Annotated in this window: 19 protein-coding genes; 9 read left to right on the top strand and 10 right to left on the bottom strand. The window is 69.8% G+C overall.

The window, feature by feature from the left end; translation table 11 throughout:
• Window positions 1-30 precede the first annotated feature (30 nt).
• Window positions 31-1,095, bottom strand: a complete 1,065-nt coding sequence (locus tag ACWCWD_RS34140; RefSeq protein ID WP_450779054.1) for an RNA polymerase sigma factor SigF — start codon at window positions 1,093-1,095, stop codon at window positions 31-33.
• A 302-nt stretch (window positions 1,096-1,397) separates the two neighbouring features.
• Between ACWCWD_RS34140 and ACWCWD_RS34135 the strand changes: the two genes are divergently transcribed.
• The gene (locus tag ACWCWD_RS34135; RefSeq protein WP_450779052.1) at window positions 1,398-1,766 is read left to right on the top strand and encodes an STAS domain-containing protein; all 369 of its coding nucleotides are present in this window, start codon (window positions 1,398-1,400) and stop codon (window positions 1,764-1,766) included.
• A gap of 187 nt (window positions 1,767-1,953) precedes the next feature.
• Window positions 1,954-2,445 (top strand): ATP-binding protein, encoded by a 492-nt coding sequence (locus tag ACWCWD_RS34130; RefSeq protein ID WP_450779051.1) that lies wholly within the window; start codon window positions 1,954-1,956, stop codon window positions 2,443-2,445.
• A gap of 82 nt (window positions 2,446-2,527) precedes the next feature.
• Here ACWCWD_RS34130 and ACWCWD_RS34125 read toward each other — a convergent pair whose 3' ends face one another.
• Complete coding sequence (locus ACWCWD_RS34125) at window positions 2,528-4,015, bottom strand: oligopeptide:H+ symporter (RefSeq protein ID WP_450779049.1); 1,488 nt, start codon at window positions 4,013-4,015, stop codon at window positions 2,528-2,530.
• 484 nt (window positions 4,016-4,499) lie between these two features.
• On the opposite strand from ACWCWD_RS34125, the gene ACWCWD_RS34120 reads away from it, so the two are divergent.
• Window positions 4,500-5,177 carry a response regulator transcription factor gene (locus tag ACWCWD_RS34120; protein WP_327176135.1) on the top strand — a complete coding sequence of 226 codons (678 nt, stop codon included), beginning with the start codon at window positions 4,500-4,502 and terminating at the stop codon, window positions 5,175-5,177.
• A gap of 101 nt (window positions 5,178-5,278) precedes the next feature.
• Window positions 5,279-6,544 carry an ATP-binding protein gene (locus ACWCWD_RS34115; RefSeq protein ID WP_450779046.1) on the top strand — a complete coding sequence of 422 codons (1,266 nt, stop codon included), beginning with the start codon at window positions 5,279-5,281 and terminating at the stop codon, window positions 6,542-6,544.
• A 42-nt stretch (window positions 6,545-6,586) separates the two neighbouring features.
• Here the strand turns inward: ACWCWD_RS34115 and ACWCWD_RS34110 are convergent, their stop codons facing one another.
• On the bottom strand, window positions 6,587-7,105 hold the full coding sequence (locus tag ACWCWD_RS34110) for a GtrA family protein (RefSeq protein WP_450779044.1): 519 nt from the start codon (window positions 7,103-7,105) through the stop codon (window positions 6,587-6,589).
• A gap of 174 nt (window positions 7,106-7,279) precedes the next feature.
• Between ACWCWD_RS34110 and ACWCWD_RS34105 the strand changes: the two genes are divergently transcribed.
• Genes ACWCWD_RS34105 through ACWCWD_RS34095 form a run of 3 tightly spaced genes read left to right on the top strand, consistent with a single transcriptional unit; the run spans window position 7,280 to window position 10,200 of the window.
• Entirely contained in the window at window positions 7,280-8,431 is a 1,152-nt protein-coding gene (locus ACWCWD_RS34105) for a 5-(carboxyamino)imidazole ribonucleotide synthase (RefSeq protein ID WP_450779042.1), read from the top strand.
• Window positions 8,428-8,964 (top strand): 5-(carboxyamino)imidazole ribonucleotide mutase, encoded by a 537-nt coding sequence (gene purE / locus ACWCWD_RS34100; protein ID WP_327176131.1) that lies wholly within the window; start codon window positions 8,428-8,430, stop codon window positions 8,962-8,964. Before ACWCWD_RS34105 ends, purE begins: the two co-directional genes overlap by 4 nt.
• 12 nt (window positions 8,965-8,976) lie before the next feature.
• Window positions 8,977-10,200 (top strand): dipeptidase, encoded by a 1,224-nt coding sequence (locus ACWCWD_RS34095; protein WP_450779040.1) that lies wholly within the window; start codon window positions 8,977-8,979, stop codon window positions 10,198-10,200.
• 99 nt (window positions 10,201-10,299) lie between these two features.
• On the opposite strand, the gene ACWCWD_RS34090 is transcribed toward ACWCWD_RS34095, so the two are convergent.
• The gene (locus ACWCWD_RS34090) at window positions 10,300-11,643 is read right to left on the bottom strand and encodes a UDP-glucose dehydrogenase family protein (protein WP_450779038.1); all 1,344 of its coding nucleotides are present in this window, start codon (window positions 11,641-11,643) and stop codon (window positions 10,300-10,302) included.
• A gap of 238 nt (window positions 11,644-11,881) precedes the next feature.
• On the opposite strand from ACWCWD_RS34090, the gene ACWCWD_RS34085 reads away from it, so the two are divergent.
• Window positions 11,882-13,039 carry an acyl-CoA dehydrogenase gene (locus ACWCWD_RS34085; protein WP_450779068.1) on the top strand — a complete coding sequence of 386 codons (1,158 nt, stop codon included), beginning with the start codon at window positions 11,882-11,884 and terminating at the stop codon, window positions 13,037-13,039.
• A 99-nt stretch (window positions 13,040-13,138) separates the two neighbouring features.
• Here the strand turns inward: ACWCWD_RS34085 and ACWCWD_RS34080 are convergent, their stop codons facing one another.
• The 5 genes from ACWCWD_RS34080 to ACWCWD_RS34060 all read right to left on the bottom strand — a co-directional run bounded on the left by ACWCWD_RS34080 (window position 13,139) and on the right by ACWCWD_RS34060 (window position 15,820).
• The gene (locus ACWCWD_RS34080; protein ID WP_450779037.1) at window positions 13,139-13,567 is read right to left on the bottom strand and encodes a hypothetical protein; all 429 of its coding nucleotides are present in this window, start codon (window positions 13,565-13,567) and stop codon (window positions 13,139-13,141) included.
• A 99-nt stretch (window positions 13,568-13,666) separates the two neighbouring features.
• Window positions 13,667-14,113 carry a hypothetical protein gene (locus ACWCWD_RS34075; protein WP_450779036.1) on the bottom strand — a complete coding sequence of 149 codons (447 nt, stop codon included), beginning with the start codon at window positions 14,111-14,113 and terminating at the stop codon, window positions 13,667-13,669.
• 183 nt (window positions 14,114-14,296) lie between these two features.
• Window positions 14,297-15,121 carry a helix-turn-helix domain-containing protein gene (locus ACWCWD_RS34070; protein WP_450779034.1) on the bottom strand — a complete coding sequence of 275 codons (825 nt, stop codon included), beginning with the start codon at window positions 15,119-15,121 and terminating at the stop codon, window positions 14,297-14,299.
• Window positions 15,118-15,645 (bottom strand): DUF6879 family protein, encoded by a 528-nt coding sequence (locus ACWCWD_RS34065; RefSeq protein ID WP_450779032.1) that lies wholly within the window; start codon window positions 15,643-15,645, stop codon window positions 15,118-15,120. The genes ACWCWD_RS34070 and ACWCWD_RS34065 overlap by 4 nt, the downstream gene beginning before the upstream one ends.
• Window positions 15,617-15,820, bottom strand: coding sequence for a hypothetical protein (locus tag ACWCWD_RS34060; RefSeq protein ID WP_450779030.1), 204 nt, complete (start codon window positions 15,818-15,820; stop codon window positions 15,617-15,619). Before ACWCWD_RS34060 ends, ACWCWD_RS34065 begins: the two co-directional genes overlap by 29 nt.
• Before the next feature lie 257 nt (window positions 15,821-16,077).
• On the opposite strand from ACWCWD_RS34060, the gene ACWCWD_RS34055 reads away from it, so the two are divergent.
• Window positions 16,078-17,457 carry an SGNH/GDSL hydrolase family protein gene (locus ACWCWD_RS34055; protein ID WP_450779028.1) on the top strand — a complete coding sequence of 460 codons (1,380 nt, stop codon included), beginning with the start codon at window positions 16,078-16,080 and terminating at the stop codon, window positions 17,455-17,457.
• An 84-nt stretch (window positions 17,458-17,541) separates the two neighbouring features.
• Here ACWCWD_RS34055 and ACWCWD_RS34050 read toward each other — a convergent pair whose 3' ends face one another.
• On the bottom strand, window positions 17,542-18,927 hold the full coding sequence (locus ACWCWD_RS34050) for an LCP family protein (protein ID WP_450779026.1): 1,386 nt from the start codon (window positions 18,925-18,927) through the stop codon (window positions 17,542-17,544).
• Between the last annotated feature and the right edge of the window lie 75 nt (window positions 18,928-19,002).

Here is a 19,002-nt window from a genome sequence, read left to right as displayed (position 1 = left end):
CCGGGCGGCCACAGGCACGGGAAGGGCGCGTCACTCCTGGACGGTCAGCCCTTCGCGGAGCCGTCCCAGCGTCCGTGAGAGCAGGCGGGACACGTGCATCTGGGAGATGCCGAGCTCCTCGCCGATCTCCGACTGGGTGAGGTTGGTGACGAAGCGCAGCGACAGGATGAGGCGGTCGCGGTCCGACAGCGAGGCGATGAGGGGCTTGAGGGACTCGACGTACTCGATCCCCTCCAGCCCGTGGTCCTCGTAGCCGATGCGGTCCGCCAGGGAGCCTTCGCTCTCGTGGTCGTCGTGCTGGGCGTCCAGCGAGCCGGCGCTGTAGCCGTTGCTCGCGGTCAGCCCCTCCACGACCTCCTCGCGGGTCAGCCCGAGGTGCTCGGCGAGTTCGCCGGTGGTCGGCGCGCGGTCCAGCCGCTGCGACAGGGCGTCGCCCGCCTTGGCCAGGTCGATCCGCAGCTCCTGGAGGCGGCGCGGCACGCGCACGGCCCAGCTGGTGTCGCGGAAGAAACGCTTGATCTCGCCGATGATCGTCGGCATGGCGAAGGTCGGGAACTCGACGCCCCGGCTCAGCTCGAACCGGTCGATCGCCTTGATCAGCCCGATGGTGCCGACCTGGACGATGTCCTCCATCGGCTCACTGCGGGTGCGGAACCGGGTGGCGGCGAACCGCACGAGGGCGAGGTTCAGCTCGACCAGGGTGTTCCGTACGTACGCGTGGGCGTGGGTGCCCTCCTCCAGGGTGTCGAGCCGCTCGAAGAGCGTCTTCGACAGCGCGCGGGCGTCCAGCGCTCCGACGGTCGCGGGGGAGGGGATCTCGGGAAGTCCTTCGAGACCCTCGAATCCTTCGAAGCCGTCGCCGATGGGGACCTCTCCGTCGCTGGGGTCCTCTTCGCCGGGGGCGGCCTCGCGGCCGTGGACGGCCTTCTCGCCGGTGGGGGCGGCGAGGGGGATGGTGCCTCCGGCGGCGGTGCCGTCGGAGCTTCTGCGCGGGCCGGGTACGGCGCCGATGGCAGGGGAGTCGGAATTGGTCGGTCCCTGAGGACATGCCGACGCCGCGTCGTGGGTACGCGAACCGTCGAGCCGGGGTGACATGGTTCTCCTCCAGTGTCTCGGCATAGGGCTGCCGAAGCCGTTCGTGATGCTGCGGTGAAGCGGCGCCTCCAAAGCCGGTAAGGGGTGGATGAAGCAGGTGTCCCTCTACCCTTACCTGCTCGGCGGTAGGAGTGACAAGCTCCAATTAGCCGTTATGTCCGGTTTGTTGAGATCTCCTGCTACCGCGGGAGAGGCGGACCGCGTAATGTTTCGCGTATGTCGCGGCATGCGCGCGGACACAGGAATACGGGCGGCTCACCCGCCGCTCAAGGCCCCACTGACCAACGGTGAAGAGGGACGGCATGGACCGCGGGACGGTCGGCAGTACGAACCGGGGAAGACTTCTGGTCGAGACCCGGACGGAGGGCGGCAGCGAGATCGTGACGCCGGTGGGTGAGCTCGATCACCACACCGCCGATCTGCTGCGCGAACCTCTGGAGAGTGCGGTCGAGCAAGGGCGCGTGCGCCTGATCGTCGACTGTTCCGGGCTCGAGTTCTGCGACTCCACGGGACTGAACGTCCTGCTCGGCGCGCGGCTCCAGGCGGAAGAGGCCGGCGGGGAGGTCCACCTGGCCGGCATGCGGCCCGTCGTGGCCAGGGTCTTCGAGATCACTGGCGCGGAGGCGGTTTTCACCGTCCACGACACGGTCCAAGACGCCCTGGGCACCTGAGGTGCCCCTCTCGCACCACCCCCGGCCGGATCACGCGCCCCGCGCGTCACACGATCCGCCGGCCGGAGCGGGTGTCGTCGGAGCCCCGCCGGGCAGGAGTCCCGGCGGAGCCACGGAGGCCCGCATCCAAGAATCTGACCTGTATCTGTTCGATGGCGACACGGTGAATCGGTGAGGTGAAGCGCTGATGAGCACCACCCGGCAGCATCCGCCGGGCGGCCTCGGCCGCGAGCCGGACGGAGCGGACACGTCCGCACCGGCCCCGGCCGACCGGCAGTGGCGCACCCTCTCTCTGCGGGAGGCCACCGGCATCGTGCCGATGGCCCGCGACTTCGCACGCGAGGCCCTGCACGAGTGGGGCTGGCTGCCCGCCGAGGGCGCCGACCGCCGCGCCGCCGCCGAGGACGTCCTGCTGGTCGTCTCCGAGCTGGTAACCAACGCCTGCCTGCACGCGGGCGGCCCCGAGGAGCTCCGGATAGGAGCCACCTCCAAGGTGCTGCGGATCGAGGTCACCGACAACGGCGCCGGGCAGCCCGCCCCGCGCACCCCGCACCGGGCCGGCCGCCCCGGCGGCCACGGCATGTTCATCGTGCAGCGGCTCTGCCTGGACTGGGGCGTGGTACGCGTCCCCGACGCACCCGGCAAGACCGTCTGGGCGGAGCTGGCCGCACCCGCGTAACAGCACGTACGGAAACGGCGGAGGGCCGCCGCACCGATCACTCGGTGCGGCGGCCCTCCGCCGTCGTTGCGGGGTACGCGCGTCAGCGCACGTCGCCCATGAGGGACTTCACCTTGCCGCGGTACATGAAGATCGCGACACCCGCGAGCGCCGCGAGCGCGGCCTGCAGGGTGACGATCCCGGTGCCGTTGAGGTCCACGCCCGCCAGGGAGAGCAGGCTGGTGGTGCAGTCGCCCGCGGTGACCGCGAGGAACCAGACACCCATCATCTGGCTGGCGTACTTGGCCGGAGCCATCTTCGTGGTGACCGAGAGGCCCACCGGGGAGAGCGTCAGCTCACCGACGGTCTGCACGAAGTAGATCGCGACCAGCCACATCGCGGCGGCCTGGTGGCCGTCGGTGGCGATGGTCAGGGGCGCCAGGAAGAGGAAGAACGACGCACCGACCAGCACCAGGCCGGAGCTGAACTTCACGATCGTGCTCGGCTCCTTGCCGCGGCGGTTCAGCGCCATCCAGAAGGCGGCGAAGACCGGGGCCAGGGCCATGATCAGGATGGGGTTGACCGACTGGTACCAGGAGACCGGGAACTCCCAGCCGAACACCGAGTTCTTCGCCGAGTCCTCGGCGAAGATCGCCATCGTCGAGCCGCCCTGGTCGTAGATCATCCAGAAGAGCGCGGCGGCGACGAAGAACCAGATGTAACCGGAGACCTTGCGCTGCTCGGTGCCGCTCAGCTCCTTGTCGCGCTTGATGCGCGCCAGGACCATCACCGGGATGACCAGACCGGCCACGGTGATCGGGACCAGCAGCCAGTTCAGCGTGTAGACGCCGGTGACGACCGTGACGATGTAGAAGACCGCGGCGATGCCCAGCCAGATCATCGACTTGCGCAGCGTGGAGGCGCGCTCGGCGGACGAGAGCGGCTTCGGGGTCTCGAAGCTGCGCGCGTCCAGGTGGCGGCTGCCGAGCATGAACTGGAGGACACCCAGCCCCATGCCGACGGCGGCCAGGGCGAAGCCGAGGTGCCAGTTGACGTTCTCGCCGATGGTGCCGATCACCAGCGGGGCGACGAAGCCACCGAGGTTGATGCCCATGTAGAAGATCGTGAAGCCACCGTCGCGGCGCGGGTCGTCCGGGCCGTCGTAGAGGTGGCCGACCATCGTCGAGATGTTGGACTTCAGCAGGCCCGAACCGATGGCCACGAGACCGAGGCCGGCGAAGAACGTGCCCTCGGAGGGGAGGGCCAGTACGAGGTGACCGACCATGATCACCGCACCGGAGATGGCCACCGTCTTGCGCGGACCCCAGACCCGGTCGCCGAACCAGCCGCCGGGCATGGCGAGCAGGTAGACGAGCGACAGGTAGACCGAGTAGATCGCCGTCGCCGTGGCCGGGTTCATGTGAAGCCCGTTGGGAGCGATCAGGTACAGGGGGAGCAGGGCCCTCATGCCGTAGTAGGAGAAACGCTCCCACATCTCGGTCATGAAGAGCGTGGCCAGGCCGCGGGGGTGGCCGAAGAAGGTCGCCCCGCCGGTCTGGCCGGCGGTTTCCTTCGTCAGGCTGGACGCCATGGTCGATCCTTGCTGATGGGGACGTACCGCCGTGGAAGCGGGGTACGTCCGGTGGGGGGTGGCCGGCACCGACGCGTTCAGGGCCCTGCCCCTCGCCTGAAAGGGATTCGCTCCGCCTTCCGGCCCCTGGGAAGAGGTACGGAGACGGGGGACCGACCGCATCGGGATCCACACCCGGCGCGCATCGTCGCGCTCCGGGCCCGGCCCACAGGTCATTCACTCGTTACAAGACTGGCGGGAACCAGCCCGCACATGAAAGGGACCTTCGGCGCGAAACGCTGCCCAAAGGTCCCCATTAGTGCAACAGGCGTCGCAACACCATACGACACGACCTTGCACCATATGGAAGAGTATGAGACATCGATCACAGGTAGGAGTGGAACCGCGGTCGATCAATTGAAGGTCCTGAGGGGGATGGGGGTATGACTCGAAGGCGTTTTCGTGCGCCTCACTCCGGGCCTCCCTCGCGGACTACCATCACCCCATGACCCGTGTACTGCTCGCCGAGGACGACGCATCCATCTCGGAGCCACTGGCCCGCGCCCTGCGTCGGGAGGGCTACGAGGTCGAGGTCCGCCAGGACGGCCCCACCGCGCTCGACGCCGGACTCCAGGGCGGCGTCGACCTGGTCGTCCTCGATCTGGGACTGCCCGGCATGGACGGCCTCGAAGTGGCCCGACGGCTGCGCGCCGACGGCCACGCCGTGCCGATCCTGGTGCTGACCGCCCGCGCCGACGAGGTCGACACGGTGGTCGGCCTGGACGCCGGCGCCGACGACTACGTCACCAAGCCCTTCCGACTCGCGGAGCTCCTCGCCCGCGTCCGCGCCCTGCTGCGGCGCGGCGCCGCCGAGCCCGCCCCGCAGCCCGCCACCCACGGCGTACGGATCGACGTCGAGTCGCACCGCGCCTGGATGGGCGACGAGGAGCTCCAGCTCACCGCGAAGGAGTTCGACCTCCTGCGGGTGCTGGTCCGGGACGCCGGCCGGGTCGTCACCCGCGACCAGCTGATGCGCGAGGTCTGGGACACCACCTGGTGGTCGTCGACGAAGACCCTGGACATGCACATCTCCTGGCTCCGCAAGAAGCTCGGCGACGACGCGGCGAACCCCCGCTACATCGCCACCGTCCGCGGCGTCGGCTTCCGCTTCGAGAAGAGCTGACGGGCACAGAAGGCTGACGGACCGGGAAAGCCGACAGGTACGGAAAGCTGACGGGCACAGAAAGCCGACGAGCACAGAAAGCTGACGGGCAGAAGCACCTCATGCGCCGCCGACTGATCAACTCCACGCTCTCCGTGGTGCTCGTGGTGATCGCCGTCTTCGGCATCTCCCTGGTCCTCGTGGAGACCCGCACCATCAGCAACAGCGCCCAGGAGAGCGTGGACTCCGAGGCGCTGCGCCTGATCAGCGTCGTGGAGAGCCGGCTGCTCGGCGAGGAACGGATCACCGCCGCCGTACTCGACGAACAGGTCGTCGGTGACCGGTACGCCCGTATCGATCTCCCCGGCCGTGCCCCGATCGAGGTCGGCACCCGGCCCGGCGGCAACGCCATCACCTCCGTCGTGAAGGGGGAGGAGGGCGAGCGGGTCACCGTCGAGGAATCCCGCTCGGCCGTCACCCGCGAGGTCGGCCGCACCCTGCTGATCATCGGTGCGGTGGCCCTCCTCGCGATCATCTCGGCCGTCCTCCTCGCCGTACGCCAGGCCAACCGGCTCACCTCCCCGCTCACCGACCTCGCGGAGACCGCGGAACGCCTCGGCTCCGGCGACCCGCGCCCCCGCCACAAGCGGTACGGGGTGCCCGAGCTGGACCGGGTCGCCGACGTCCTCGACGCCTCCGCGGAACGGATCGCCCGGATGCTGACGGCCGAGCGGCGGCTCGCGGCCGACGCCTCCCACCAGCTGCGCACCCCGCTCACCGCGCTCTCCATGCGCATCGAGGAAATCTCCGTCACCGACGACCCGGACACGGTGAAGGAGGAGGCGAACATCGCCCTCACCCAGGTCGAGCGCCTCACCGACGTCGTCCAGCGGCTGCTGACCAACGCCCGGGACCCCCGCACCGGCTCCGCCGTCGTCTTCGACCTGGACGAGGTCATCAAGCAGCAGATCGAGGAGTGGCGCCCCGCCTACCGCGGCGAGGGCCGTGCCGTCGTCCGCTCCGGCCGGCACGGCCTGCGGGCGGTCGGCACCCCCGGTGCCGTCGCCCAGGTGCTCGCCGCCCTGATCGAGAACGCGCTGATGCACGGCGGCGGCACGGTCGCCCTGCGCACCCGCGTCACGGGCAACCAGGTCGTCGTGGAGGTCACCGACGAGGGCCCGGGCGTCCCCGCCGACCTCGGCGCCCGGATCTTCGAACGCTCCATCAGCGGGCGCAACTCCACCGGCATCGGACTCGCGGTCGCCCGCGACCTCGCCGAGGCCGACGGCGGCAGGCTGGAACTCCTCCAGCAGCAGCCGCCCGTCTTCGCCCTCTTCCTCGGCAGCGTCGCGCGCACCCCCGAGGAACAGGAACGCCCGGTCCGCTGAGCGCGGGACCGGGCGGGCTGGGTGTCGCGGTGCGGGGTGCGGTCAGTTCCGTACGGTGTCCGGCGCTACCGGCTCCGAGGGCTGTCGCCGCCCGGGAAACTGCTCCGCGACGACCACGGCCTCCTTCTCGGGGAGCGCCTTGAACACCCAGGTGCGGTACGACCAGAAGCGGAAGAGCGTGGCGATCCCGATGCCCAGGACCTTGGCGACGTTGCTCTGCACCGGGGTGTCCCAGCCGAAGCCGTACGTCGCCGCGTACAGCACGCCCGTCTCGATCACCGCACCCACCGCGCTGAACAGCAGGAACAGCACCAGTTCGCGGGTCCGGCCGCTCTTGTCGCGGTCCCGGTAGGTCCAGTACCTGAACCCCACGTAGTTGAAGAGGATGGCCACACAGGTGGCCATCAGCCCGGCCCGCACGGTCGGAATGTCCGTGGTGCGCCAGATCAGGTTGGATACCGCGATGTTGACCACCAGCCCGAGCGCGCCGACCACGCCGAACTTGGCGACCTCCCGGGCCAGCCGATCAAGCCGGGTCCGCAGTGCGCCCCGTTCGCTCATGATGATCGTTCAGCCCCGTCCGGTCGGTTTCGTCAACCCGCTCATGCTAACCAGCCCGACCGTGTGATGCCCCGGGCCTCGGGGCACCTGTCCAGCGACGACGGCGTCACCCGCCCCCGGGGGCCCTTTCGGGCCAGAGTCAAGGGGCACCTGGCTGGCGGATACCCTGGGGGCGTGACGTTCCCGGTAGTCGGCATGGTCGGCGGCGGTCAGCTCGCCCGCATGACCCACGAGGCGGGCATCCCCCTCGGCCTGACATTCAAGCTGCTCAGTGACACCCCGCAGGACTCGGCCGCCCAGGTGGTGAACGAGGTCGTCGTCGGCGACTATCGCGACCTGGACACCCTCCGCGCCTTCGCGCGCGGCTGCGACGTGATCACCTTCGACCACGAGCACGTGCCCACCGAGCACCTGCGGGCCCTGGAGGCCGACGGCATCGCCGTACGCCCCGGACCCGACGCTCTGCGGCACGCCCAGGACAAGGGCGTGATGCGGGCCCGGCTCACCGAGCTCGGCGTGCCCTGTCCCCGCCACCGCATCGTCACGGACCCCGCCGACGTCACCGCCTTCGCGGGCGAGGGTGACGGCTACCCGGTGATCCTCAAGACGGTCCGCGGCGGCTACGACGGCAAGGGCGTCTGGGTGGTGCGCTCCGAGGCGGACGCGGCCGAGCCCTTCCGTGCCGGAGTCCCGGTCCTCGCCGAGGAGAAGGTCGCCTTCACCCGCGAGCTCGCGGCGAACATCGTCCGCTCCCCGCACGGCCAGGCCGTCGCCTACCCCGTCGTGGAGTCCGTCCAGGTCGACGGGGTCTGCGACACGGTCATCGCCCCGGCCCCCGGTCTCGACGAGAAGCTGGCCGGCGAGGCCCAGCAGCTCGCGCTGCGGATCGGCGCCGAACTCGGAGTCGTCGGCCACCTCGCCGTCGAGCTCTTCGAGACCCGTGCCGCCGACGGGACACCCGGCATCCTCGTCAACGAACTGGCCATGCGCCCGCACAACTCCGGCCACTGGACCCAGGACGGCGCGATCACCTCGCAGTTCGCCAACCACGTCCGCGCCGTGCTCGACCTGCCGCTCGGCGACCCGCGCCCGCGCGCCCCCTGGACGGTCATGTGCAACGTCCTGGGCGGCGACTACCCCGACATGTACCAGGGCTACCTGCACTGCATGGCCCGGGACCCGCAGCTCAAGATCCACATGTACGGCAAGGACGTGAAGCCCGGCCGCAAGGTCGGACACGTCAACACCTACGGCGACGATCTGGCGGACGTGCGGGAGCGCGCCCGGCACGCGGCCGACTACCTACGAGGGACGATCACCGAATGACAGACCCGCGCACCGCACCCGTAGTCGGCATCGTCATGGGGTCGGACTCCGACTGGCCCGTCATGGAGGCCGCCGCCCAGGCCCTGGACGAGTTCGGCATCGCGTACGAGGTGGACGTCGTCTCCGCCCACCGGATGCCCCGCGAGATGATCGCGTACGGCGAGCAGGCGGCCGGCCGCGGCCTGAAGGCGATCGTCGCGGGCGCGGGCGGCGCCGCCCACCTGCCCGGCATGCTGGCCTCCGTCACCCCGCTGCCGGTCATCGGCGTCCCGGTGCCGCTGAAGTACCTGGACGGCATGGACAGCCTGCTCTCCATCGTCCAGATGCCCGCCGGCATCCCCGTCGCCACCGTCTCCGTCGGCGGCGCCCGCAACGCCGGACTCCTCGCCGCCCGCATCCTCGCCACCGCCGACGAGGAGCTCCGCGAGCGGATGACCACCTTCCTCGGCGAGCTGAACGAACAGGCCACCGAGAAGGGCCGGCGGCTGCGGGCCAAGGTCGAGGGCTCCGGATCCTTCGGATTCGGGAAGTAGGCAGGCAGCGCCATGGACCACGCGAACCACACGAACCACGCGGACCACCTGCGACGGGCCCGGGATCTGCTCGCCGTCCACCCCGTCGTCGACGGCCACAACGACCTCCCGTGGGCCCTGCGCGAACAGGCCGGCTACGACCTGAACGCCCGTGACATCGCCCAGGACCAGACCGGCCTCCTCCACACCGACCTGCCCCGGCTCCGCGCCGGAGGCGTCGGCGCGCAGTTCTGGTCGGTGTACGTGCGCTCCGACCTCGCCGGCGACGAAGCCGTCAGCGCCACCCTCGAACAGATCGACATCGTCGGCGAGATGCAGACGCGCTACCCCGCGCACCTGCGCCGGGCGCTGACCGCCGACGACATGGAGGCGGCCCGCACCGAGGGACGCATCGCCTCCCTGATGGGGGCCGAGGGCGGCCACTCCATCAACAACTCGCTGGCCACCCTCCGCGCCCTGCACACCCTCGGCGTCCGCTACATGACGCTGACGCACAACGACAACCTCGACTGGGCCGACTCCGCGACCGACGTCGCCCGCCTCGGCGGACTCTCCGAGTTCGGCCGCGAGGTCGTCCGCGAGATGAACCGTTGCGGCATGCTCGTCGACCTCTCGCACGTGTCACCCGGCACCATGCGCGACGCCATCGCCACCAGCGAGGCGCCCGTCGTCTTCTCGCACTCCTCCGCCCGCGCCGTCTGCGACCACCCGCGCAACGTCCCCGACGACGTGCTGCTCCAGCTGCGCGACAACGGCGGGGTGGCGATGGCCACCTTCGTACCCAAGTTCGTCCTGCCGGCCGCCGTCGAGTGGACGCTCGCCGCCGACCGGAACATGCGCGAGCACGGGCTGCACCACCTCGACACGTCCCCGCAGGCCATGCGGATCCACGAGGACTTCGAGGAAGCCAACCCGCGCCCGGTCGCCACCGTCGCCACCATCGCGGACCACCTCGACCACATGCGCGAGGTGGCCGGCGTCGACCACATCGGCATCGGCGGCGACTACGACGGCACGGCGTTCCTCCCCGAGGGCCTGGAGGACGTCTCCGGCTACCCGAACCTCGTCGCGGAGCTGCTGCGCCGCAACTGGTCCGAGGCCGACCTCGCCAAGCTCACCTGGCGCAACGCGGTACGCGTGCTGCGCGACGCGGAGGCGGTCGCCCGCGACCTCCAGTTCCGCCGGAGCCCGTCCCACGCCACCATCGAGCAGCTGGACGGCAAGGGCCAGGCCTGACGGCCCTCCGCCCGGCCCTGGAGTACGTACGCCGAGAGGCCGCCCCGATCCCTCGGGTGCGGCCTCTCGGCGTACGTACGTATGACGTGAGGGCGGTGATCAGGCGGTCGGGCGGCCCATCGCCCGGTACGTCCACCCGGCCGCCCGCCACACCGCGCTGTCCAGGGCGTTGCGGCCGTCCAGCAGTATGCGGTGCGCGGCGACCTCGCCCAGCGCCTCCGGGTCCAGCTCGCGGAACTCCCGCCACTCCGTCAGGTGCAGCACCACGTCCGCGCCGCGCACGGCGTCCAGCGCGGACTCCGCGTACCCGAGGGTCGGGAAGAGGCGGCGGGCGTTCTCCATGCCCTTCGGGTCGAACACGGTGACCTGCCCGCCCTGGAGGTGGATCTGCCCGGCCACGTTGAGCGCGGGGGAGTCGCGCACGTCGTCCGAGTCGGGCTTGAAGGTCGCGCCCAGCACGGCCACCCGGGTGCCCAGGAACGAGCTGCCGCCCACGGCCTCCCGGGCCAGCTCCACCATGTGGCCCCGGCGGCGCATGTTGATCGAGTCCACCTCGCGCAGGAAGGTCAGCGCCTGGTCGGCCCCCAGCTCACCAGCGCGCGCCATGAACGCCCGGATGTCCTTGGGCAGGCACCCGCCGCCGAAGCCGATACCGGCCCGCAGGAACTTCGAGCCGATCCGCTCGTCGTACCCGATCGCCTCCGCCAGCTTCACCACGTCCCCGTCGGCCGCCTCGCAGACCTCGGCCATCGCGTTGATGAACGAGATCTTGGTGGCGAGGAAGGAGTTCGCCGAGGTCTTCACCAGTTCGGCGGTGGGGAAGTCGGTGACGACGAAGGGAGAGCCCTCGGCGACCGGAACGGCGTACACCTCGCGGAGCAGCTTCTCGGCCCGCTCGCTCTCCACCCCGACGACGATCCGGTCCGGGTGCAGGGTGTCCTTCACCGCGAAGCCCTCGCGGAGGAACTCCGGGTTCCAGGCCAGCTCCGCGTCCGCGCCCACCGGGGCGAGCCCGGCCAGCAGCTCCGCCAGCCGGGCCGCCGAGCCGACCGGCACGGTCGACTTGCCGACCACCAGCGCCGGGCGGGTCAGGTGCGGGGCCAGCGAGGCGAAGGCGCTGTCCACGTAGCTCATGTCGCAGGCGTACTCGCCGTGCTTCTGCGGGGTGTTCACGCAGACGAAGTGCACGTCGCCGAAGGCGCCCACCTCCTCCCAGGAGGTGGTGAACCGCAGCCGCCCGGTGGAGCCCGGAATCCCCGCCACGTGCTTCTGGAGGATCTCCTCCAGACCGGGCTCGTACATCGGCACCCGGCCCGCCTGGAGCAGCTCGATCTTCTCCGGCACCACGTCGAGCCCGAGCACCTCGAAGCCCAGCTCGGCCATGGCCGCGGCATGGGTGGCGCCGAGGTAGCCGGTGCCGATCACAGTGATCCTGAGGGCCATGGGTGCTCCTGGATGAAACGGACGGACGTGCCTCGCCGAGCATAGTCGGGGCCGCCCGCCCGCCAATTCCGCCCCTTGTGCCCCTTGCGTACCGCTTCTTCCCCGCCCTGGGGCGACCGCGACCGCCCCGCCACTCGCTGTCGTCAAGCTCACGCGTCCGACGCGTAGGCCATCGCGCGCGGGCGGGACTAAAATTGGGTTACTGAACGGTAGTTAGCATCTTTGGGGAGTGAGCGTCTTGGCGGGTTCGACCGATTTCGACCTTTACCGTCCGGCCGAGGAGCACGACATGCTCCGCGAGACGATCCGGTCGCTCGCCGAGGCGAAGATCGCCCCGTTCGCGGCGGCGGTGGACGAGGAGGGCCGCTTCCCGCAGGAGGCGCTGGACGCCCTGGTCGCCGCCGACCTGCACGCGGTCCACGTACCGGAGGAGTACGGCGGCGCCGGCGCCGACGCGCTCGCCACCGTCATCGTGATCGAGGAGGTGGCCCGCGCCTGCGCGTCCTCCTCCCTGATCCCCGCGGTGAACAAGCTCGGCTCCCTCCCGGTGATCCTCTCCGGCTCCGAGGCGCTGAAGAAGAAGTACCTGGGCCCGCTCGCCAAGGGCGACGCGATGTTCTCGTACGCCCTCTCCGAGCCGGACGCGGGCTCCGACGCGGCCGGCATGAAGACCAAGGCCGTGCGCGACGGCGACTTCTGGGTCCTCAACGGCGTGAAGCGCTGGATCACCAACGCGGGCGTCTCCGAGTACTACACGGTGATGGCCGTCACCGACCCGACCAAGCGCTCCAAGGGCATCTCCGCGTTCGTCGTCGAGAAGTCCGACGAGGGCGTCTCCTTCGGCGCCCCGGAGAAGAAGCTCGGCATCAAGGGCTCCCCGACCCGCGAGATCTACTTCGACAACGTCCGCATCCCCGCCGACCGCATGATCGGCGAGGAGGGCACCGGCTTCGCCACCGCGATGAAGACCCTGGACCACACCCGCATCACCATCGCGGCCCAGGCGCTCGGCATCGCCCAGGGCGCCCTCGACTACGCCAAGGGGTACGTCCAGGAGCGCAAGCAGTTCGGCAAGCCCATCGCCGACTTCCAGGGCGTGCAGTTCATGCTCGCCGACATGGCGATGAAGCTGGAGGCCGCCCGCCAGCTCACCTACAGCGCCGCCGCCAAGTCCCAGCGCGTCGACAGCGACCTCACCTTCTTCGGCGCCGCCGCCAAGTGCTTCGCCTCCGACGTCGCCATGGAGGTCACCACCGACGCCGTCCAGCTCCTCGGCGGCTACGGCTACACCCGCGACTACCCGGTCGAGCGCATGATGCGCGACGCCAAGATCACCCAGATTTATGAAGGCACGAACCAAGTCCAGCGGATCGTCATGGCGCGCAACCTGCCGTAACGGGGAAGCGGCAGGACGGCCCGCCGGTCACGGCGGGGCCGTCCTGCCGCGCGCGGCGCAGTCACGTCAAAGTGATCCGGCCTGCGCTCCGATGGTCCTTCAGGCGGTGTAGAGCGTCGGGCGCTCCGCGACCTGTTCAGGGGCAAGCCCCTCCACGGTCAGATTCCCCGTCCAGAGCTGGTCACGGTTGGCGTACGGCGCGTCGAACCGGACACACATGCCTCCCGGCTCCAGCTTCCATCCCCGCTCCGGGAATTGCGCGATGCGGTCGCTGCCGCACACGAGCGCCCGGGTTGCCTGGGTGAGCAGCCACTGGGCCAGCTCTTTCTCGTCGGCTGTGGGGCGCCCGCAGTTCCTGGCCATCCGCCACAGGTGCCTCCACTCGGTCCCGGGGGTCAGTGGGCCGAGGACCGCCACGTCTCCGATCAGCCGGGTGTCCAGGTGGTGCGTGGCGTAGCCGACAACCACGCCGAACAGGGCGAAAACGGTGACTCTGCTGCTCCCGGTCAGACCCTCGCCAGATGCCATGGGCGGTACCTTCGCTCAGTGGAGGACCCGACTGCCCGCGACCCGCCAAGGCCCTCCTTCGTACGAGTGGGACACGACGGAAACCCTGCGGTGGGCGAGTCAGCAGCCGTCCCCGTCGCCGCAGCAGGCCGGCGGATTGCAGTTCTTCGCCGCGCCCCACATCCGCTCGTCGACCTGGAAACCGGCCGCCTTGACGCGCTCGACCACCGAGTCGATCGGCGGGCGGGTGCGGACCGCGGCCTTCGGTTCGTGGTCCAGGAAGTAGCCGAACTGCTCCTGGCACCAGGAGGCGTAGGCGCGCGTGTGGAGGGCGAACGAATGCCAGCCGGGGTCGACGTCCCGGGACGGAGTCATGTCGAAGGCGCGCGCGTCTCCCATGACCTTCAGGAAGGCGAGTGCCTGGTCCACGATGCTCCGGGCCATGGGCAGTTCGTGACCGTACTCCTCTGCGCAGAACGCGGACACTCTCTCGAACAGCTCGGGACTGACGAGGTCCCGGCCGCGCCGTAAGACGGCAGACGCATCCCTCGTGGTCGCTGTGGTCATGACGAGGCTCCTTCTGGTGAGGGTGGAGGCCGGACGGCATGCGGAGGCGCGAGGGGGACGACAAGTACGTCTCCCGTACGCACGGCACGCCCGAAACGTGCCGTTCCGTGCGTCTGCCGCGTTCCTTCACCGCCCTGCGGGTTCACCGCCCATCGTGGCGGGGCCGGGCGCGGCTTTCCAGCCTTATTCCTGTTCCCGCAAAAGGTCGTCCCGGACGGACTCGACCCATTCCCTCATGACGTCACCGGAGAGAGCGGAGGCGCTGAATCCTTCGAACTTGGCCACGTACAGAGCAACGTCTCGGGGGTCCGTCACCACTGTCTCGGCGTGCGCCATCTCCATGGTCACGGTGCGCTCGTCCCTGATGGAGAAGGAATGTCCGGGGAAATCGTCCTGAGGCTGGGAGAGTGCGACGACCCGGACATCGACATGAGGCAGCCGGGAGACGGAGATCAAGCGGTCCAGTTGCGCTGCCATCATCAAGGGCGGAAGGATGCGCCAGCGGAGAACCGATTCCGTGATGATGAAGCGAAATTCCTTGCCCTCCGCGTACAGGACGCTCTGCCGCGCCAGCCGTGCACCGATGGTGCGTTCCAGCTGCGCTGGTGGCAGGCCCTTTCGGACGAAGACCGCCCGCACATATTCAGGGGTCTGCATCAAGCCCGGGACGAGTGAAGGCTGAAACAGGCGCAGCAACGTGGTCCGTGACTCGAGAGCCTGTACCTGTTCCTGTTTGCGGCTGTGGCCCAGGCGGCGAATCAGGCGCCATGCCGTGACTTCTGTGGCCGCCTCTCTGGCGGCGGCCATGTACTCCGTCTTCACCTGATCCGACACGCCCATGGCGGTGAGGATGCAGTCGACATCGGTGACGCTCGGGGCTGCGCTCCCGGTCTCGATCTTGGAGAGCTTGGACCGGGACATGGCTGCGCCGCGGGCGACCGCCTTCGCTTCCATTCCGGAAGCATTCCGCAGTTCCCGCAGCGCCGACCCGAGACTCGATTTGTTCACGCGCCGTACTTCGCCCACCAGTCGGAGAACGGCACGGCATGGGCCATTGCCTTGTTCCTGTAACTGAGGAATGTGGTCAACTGATCCTCGTCGGGGAAAGCTGTTCCGAGGTATTTCCCTGCACTGTCGTAGCTCATGGTCCCGATGATCCGTTCATCGAAGAGCCAGAAATCGGGGGCGTCGGGGATCGGGTTCTCCTGGTCCGTCGTGTCCAGGATGAAGAACTCCTCCCCGGCGGCCATGTTCCGTCGGTATCCCCAGGACAGTTCGAATCGCAGATATTCCGTGAGTGGACGGGCGAGGACGTGCACGCGGTAGATCCGTTTTCCCGACCGGACCGCGTTCGCGACGGTTTTCGTCCAGGCGGCCGTCCTGTAACTCTCCGGCTGTGGCTCACCGGCAAGGAATGCGTGATACGCGTCCACGCCACCCGACTTGCTGTAATCGTCCAGAGTTTCAAGTCGGAACGCGTCCTGCTCGAATTCTTCGAGCCATTCACCAAGCGTCCTGGACGAGGTTGTCATCAATAACCTTCCGGATGAGTTCGATCGGGATTTCCACCAAGGACTCGTGCGCCGGAATGTCCAGTCCATGGTCGGACAGACGGTTCCCCTGGACGGCGAGCGTTCCCCGGTCCGTGGTGTAGATGGTCGGGCACTCTCCGTCGTCGCACTGGCCCACCAGTCGTGTCAGCTTCACGGCCTGCCCCCTCGTGGTCGGATGTCCCCTCTGATGCTCGCGGGCTCCACCCCCGGGGAACAAGGGGCCCGGGATTCCGTTTCTGGAAACCGGCGTATCGGGGAGGGACTGCCTTTGCGTGCCAACTCCCCGAAACTTTCGCCGAGTTCATGCGTTGTATCGGATCGTGTGAGAGTCATTGACACCCTGGAAACGCCCCGTTTACCGTCACCGCCGAAGCGTGCAAGGGGATCACTCCGTCCGAGGGGAAGCAGTCCATGGCTCGAAAAGTTTCGAAGGCCGGTCTGGCCGTGACGGTGGCGCTCGCGGCCACCCTGGCCACCGGTGTCGCCGTGGGAGCCGCCGGGGCCGCGGACACGGGGGAGCACCCGGCGGCGAACGGCGGGAGCGGGCGGAGCGCCACCGCGCACGCGCGGAAGGCGGGGACGCACTGGGTGAACACCTGGACGTCGATGCCGCAGCTGACCGAGCCGAACAACATGCCGCCCGCCCCGTTCAACCAGGACGGCAAGGTCCTCGACGACGCCACCCTGCGGCAGACCGTCCACGTGTCGGTCGGCGGGAAGCAGGTGCGGCTGCGGTTCTCCAACGCGTTCGGTGGCGCCGCGCTGCCGCTCACCTCGGTGTCGGTGGCGCTGCCCGCCGGGGGCCGGGCCGGAGCCAGTGCGATCCAGCCCGCGACCTCCCGGAAGGTGACGTTCGGGGGGAGCGCCTCGGCGGTCGTCCCGGTGGGCTCGCAGGTCGTCTCGGACCCGCTGGACTTCGACGTGGCGCCCGGGACGAACCTCACGGTGACCGTGTACCTGGCGGACGGGCAGGCGTCGAACAGCATCACCTCGCACCCCGGCTCGCGGACCACCTCGTACATGCTCGCCGGCGACCACGTGCGGGACGAGGACCTGGCCGGTGCCGCCTCGGCCGCCCACTGGTACTTCCTCAGCGGCGTCGAGGTCTGGTCCCCGGACACCACCGCCGCCGCCGTCATCGTCGGCGACTCGCTCACCGACGGCCGGGGCTCCACCACCGACGCCAACAACCGCTGGCCGGACCAGCTCCTCGACCGGCTGCGGTCGCGCCCGGACACGGCCGGTACCGCCATCCTCAACCAGGCGGCCGGCGGCAACCGCGTACTCAACGACGGCCTCGGCCCCAACGCCCTCTCCCGGGTGGACCGCGACGTCCTGGCGCAGAGCGGCGTGGAGTGGGCCCTCGTCTTCGAGGGCGTCAACGACATCGGTACGGCCGCGGCCACCGAGGCCGCCCAGCAGAAGACGGCGGACGACCTCATCGCCGCCTACGACCAGATCATCGTCCGGGCCCACACCCAGGGCATCCGGGTCTACGGGGCGACGCTGACGCCCTTCGGCGGCAACGCCGACTACGACGACCCGAACGGCTACCGCGAGCAGGCCCGGCAGAAGGTCAACGCCTGGATCCGCACCAGCGGCCGGTTCGACAGCGTGGTCGACTTCGACCGCGCGGTCCGCGACCCGGAGAACCCGCGCCAGATCCTGACCGCGTACAGCGACCCCGACCACCTGCACCTGAACCCGACGGGCTACGGGGCGATCGCCGCCGCCGTCCCGGCCGGGCTCTTCCACCAGGAGCCGCTGCCCAGGGGCTTCGGCTTCAACTGACCCCGCTCCGGCCGTCGCGGGCCCGGCGGACGCGACGGAGCCGGGACCCCGAACGGGTCCCGGCTCCGTCGCGTGTCCGGAGGGTCAGCTGCCCTGCACCGTCACCTTCTCGTCGTTCTTCAGCTGCTCCACGAGCTGCTTGACCTTCTCCTTGTCCCAGATGAGGTTGCCCCCACCGGTGCTCCGCCCGGAGAGCGGGATGTTCATCGACGTACCGTCGCCGCCGGTGACGCCCTTCATGGCGAAGAACATCCGGGCCAGCGACCAGAGCGACATGTCCTTGTCCACGACGAGGGTGTCGAGACCCGCGCCCAGCACCGGGTACAGCGTGAACGGGTTGATCAGCGTCGACGGGGTCGCCGTCTGGCTCGCGAGGGCCGCGAGGAACTTCTGCTGGTTCTTCGTACGGTCCAGGTCGCTGCCCGCGAAGGCGTAGCGGGTACGGACGAAGGCGAGGGACTGCTCGCCGTTCAGCGTCTGCTTGCCCGCCTGGAAGTCGGCGCCGGAGTTCTTGTCCTTGAAGGCCTTCGGGATGTCGAGCTCGACCCCGCCGATCGCGTCCACGATGCTGGCGAAGCCGCCGAAGCCGATCTCGACGTAGTGGTCGATGTGCAGCCCGGTGTTGTACTCGACGGTCCGCACCAGCAGCTCCGGGCCGTCCTCCGCGTACGCGGCGTTCAGCTTCACCGTCCGGCCGGTGCCCTCGTACCTCTTGCCCGACTCGGAGCCCACGAACGAGGGGATCTCCACGTTCGAGTCGCGGGGCAGCGAGACCAGCGTCGGCCCGTTCGACCCGGTGTGCAGGATCATCATCGAGTCGGTGCGCTTGCCCTCGGCCGAGCCGGTGTGCAGCTTCTTCTTGTCCTCGGCCGACATGCCCTCGCGGCTGTCGGAGCCGACGATCAGGTAGTTCGTGCCGTCGCCCGTGTCCGGGCGGTCGATGACCTTGGAGAGGTCGACCTCGCGCTTGAGCTTGGAGTCCGCCCAGAAGTACGTCGAGACGGAGACCGCCAGCACGACGACCACCAAGGCCAGCGCGCCGATCTTGATCCGGCGCCGCCAGTCCGGCGCGGGCCGGCCCTGGACGTAACCGCCGTCGCCGCCGCGCCCGCCACCGCCGCCGCCCGGCCCGTGGCCCTGGCCGTGGCCCTGGCCGTGTCCCGGCCCCTGGGGCGACCCGTAGACCTGGCCGGTGTTGTAACCGCTGTCGTACCCGGGCCCGGCGGCCTGGCCGTACGCGTCACCCTGGCCGTACGGGTCGCCCTGGCCGTACGGGTCGCGCCGAGGCGCCTCGGGGGTGCCATACCCCTGACGCCCCTGGTACCCCTGCCCCTGCGGCGGCACCTGAGGAGCGGGCGGCGGGGTGCGTCGCTGGACACGGGGCATGGAGCGCGCACCCTCGGGCTGGGGGGAGGCGCTGCCCCGGCCGTAGCGGTCGCTGTCGTCGGTCCATCCGGGCCTGTCACTCATGCGGACCAGTCTGCCGCCCCCGGGCACGCGGATCACAGGGTGTGAGAAGAAACGGTTCAGGGCTGTTGCGAAGCT

This window comes from Streptomyces sp. NPDC001493, from assembly GCF_053597235.1.
The sequence above is the reverse complement of the archived record's forward strand: the minus strand, read 5'-3'. Positions and strand labels throughout refer to the sequence as shown.

Excerpts from the sequence above, each read along its gene's own strand:
- purE (WP_327176131.1), top strand. The coding sequence starts at position 8,428 with ATGACAGACCCGCGCACCGCACCCGTAGTCGGCATCGTCATGGGGTCG.
- ACWCWD_RS34125 (WP_450779049.1), bottom strand. The coding sequence starts at position 4,015 with ATGGCGTCCAGCCTGACGAAGGAAACCGCCGGCCAGACCGGCGGGGCG.
- ACWCWD_RS34110 (WP_450779044.1), bottom strand. The coding sequence starts at position 7,105 with ATGAGCGAACGGGGCGCACTGCGGACCCGGCTTGATCGGCTGGCCCGG.
- ACWCWD_RS34120 (WP_327176135.1), top strand. The coding sequence starts at position 4,500 with ATGACCCGTGTACTGCTCGCCGAGGACGACGCATCCATCTCGGAGCCA.
- ACWCWD_RS34140 (WP_450779054.1), bottom strand. The coding sequence starts at position 1,095 with ATGTCACCCCGGCTCGACGGTTCGCGTACCCACGACGCGGCGTCGGCA.
- ACWCWD_RS34135 (WP_450779052.1), top strand. The coding sequence starts at position 1,398 with ATGGACCGCGGGACGGTCGGCAGTACGAACCGGGGAAGACTTCTGGTC.
- ACWCWD_RS34065 (WP_450779032.1), bottom strand. The coding sequence starts at position 15,645 with ATGACAACCTCGTCCAGGACGCTTGGTGAATGGCTCGAAGAATTCGAG.
- ACWCWD_RS34115 (WP_450779046.1), top strand. The coding sequence starts at position 5,279 with ATGCGCCGCCGACTGATCAACTCCACGCTCTCCGTGGTGCTCGTGGTG.
- ACWCWD_RS34075 (WP_450779036.1), bottom strand. The coding sequence starts at position 14,113 with ATGACCACAGCGACCACGAGGGATGCGTCTGCCGTCTTACGGCGCGGC.
- ACWCWD_RS34080 (WP_450779037.1), bottom strand. The coding sequence starts at position 13,567 with ATGGCATCTGGCGAGGGTCTGACCGGGAGCAGCAGAGTCACCGTTTTC.
- ACWCWD_RS34050 (WP_450779026.1), bottom strand. The coding sequence starts at position 18,927 with ATGAGTGACAGGCCCGGATGGACCGACGACAGCGACCGCTACGGCCGG.
- ACWCWD_RS34130 (WP_450779051.1), top strand. The coding sequence starts at position 1,954 with ATGAGCACCACCCGGCAGCATCCGCCGGGCGGCCTCGGCCGCGAGCCG.
- ACWCWD_RS34090 (WP_450779038.1), bottom strand. The coding sequence starts at position 11,643 with ATGGCCCTCAGGATCACTGTGATCGGCACCGGCTACCTCGGCGCCACC.
- ACWCWD_RS34095 (WP_450779040.1), top strand. The coding sequence starts at position 8,977 with ATGGACCACGCGAACCACACGAACCACGCGGACCACCTGCGACGGGCC.
- ACWCWD_RS34055 (WP_450779028.1), top strand. The coding sequence starts at position 16,078 with ATGGCTCGAAAAGTTTCGAAGGCCGGTCTGGCCGTGACGGTGGCGCTC.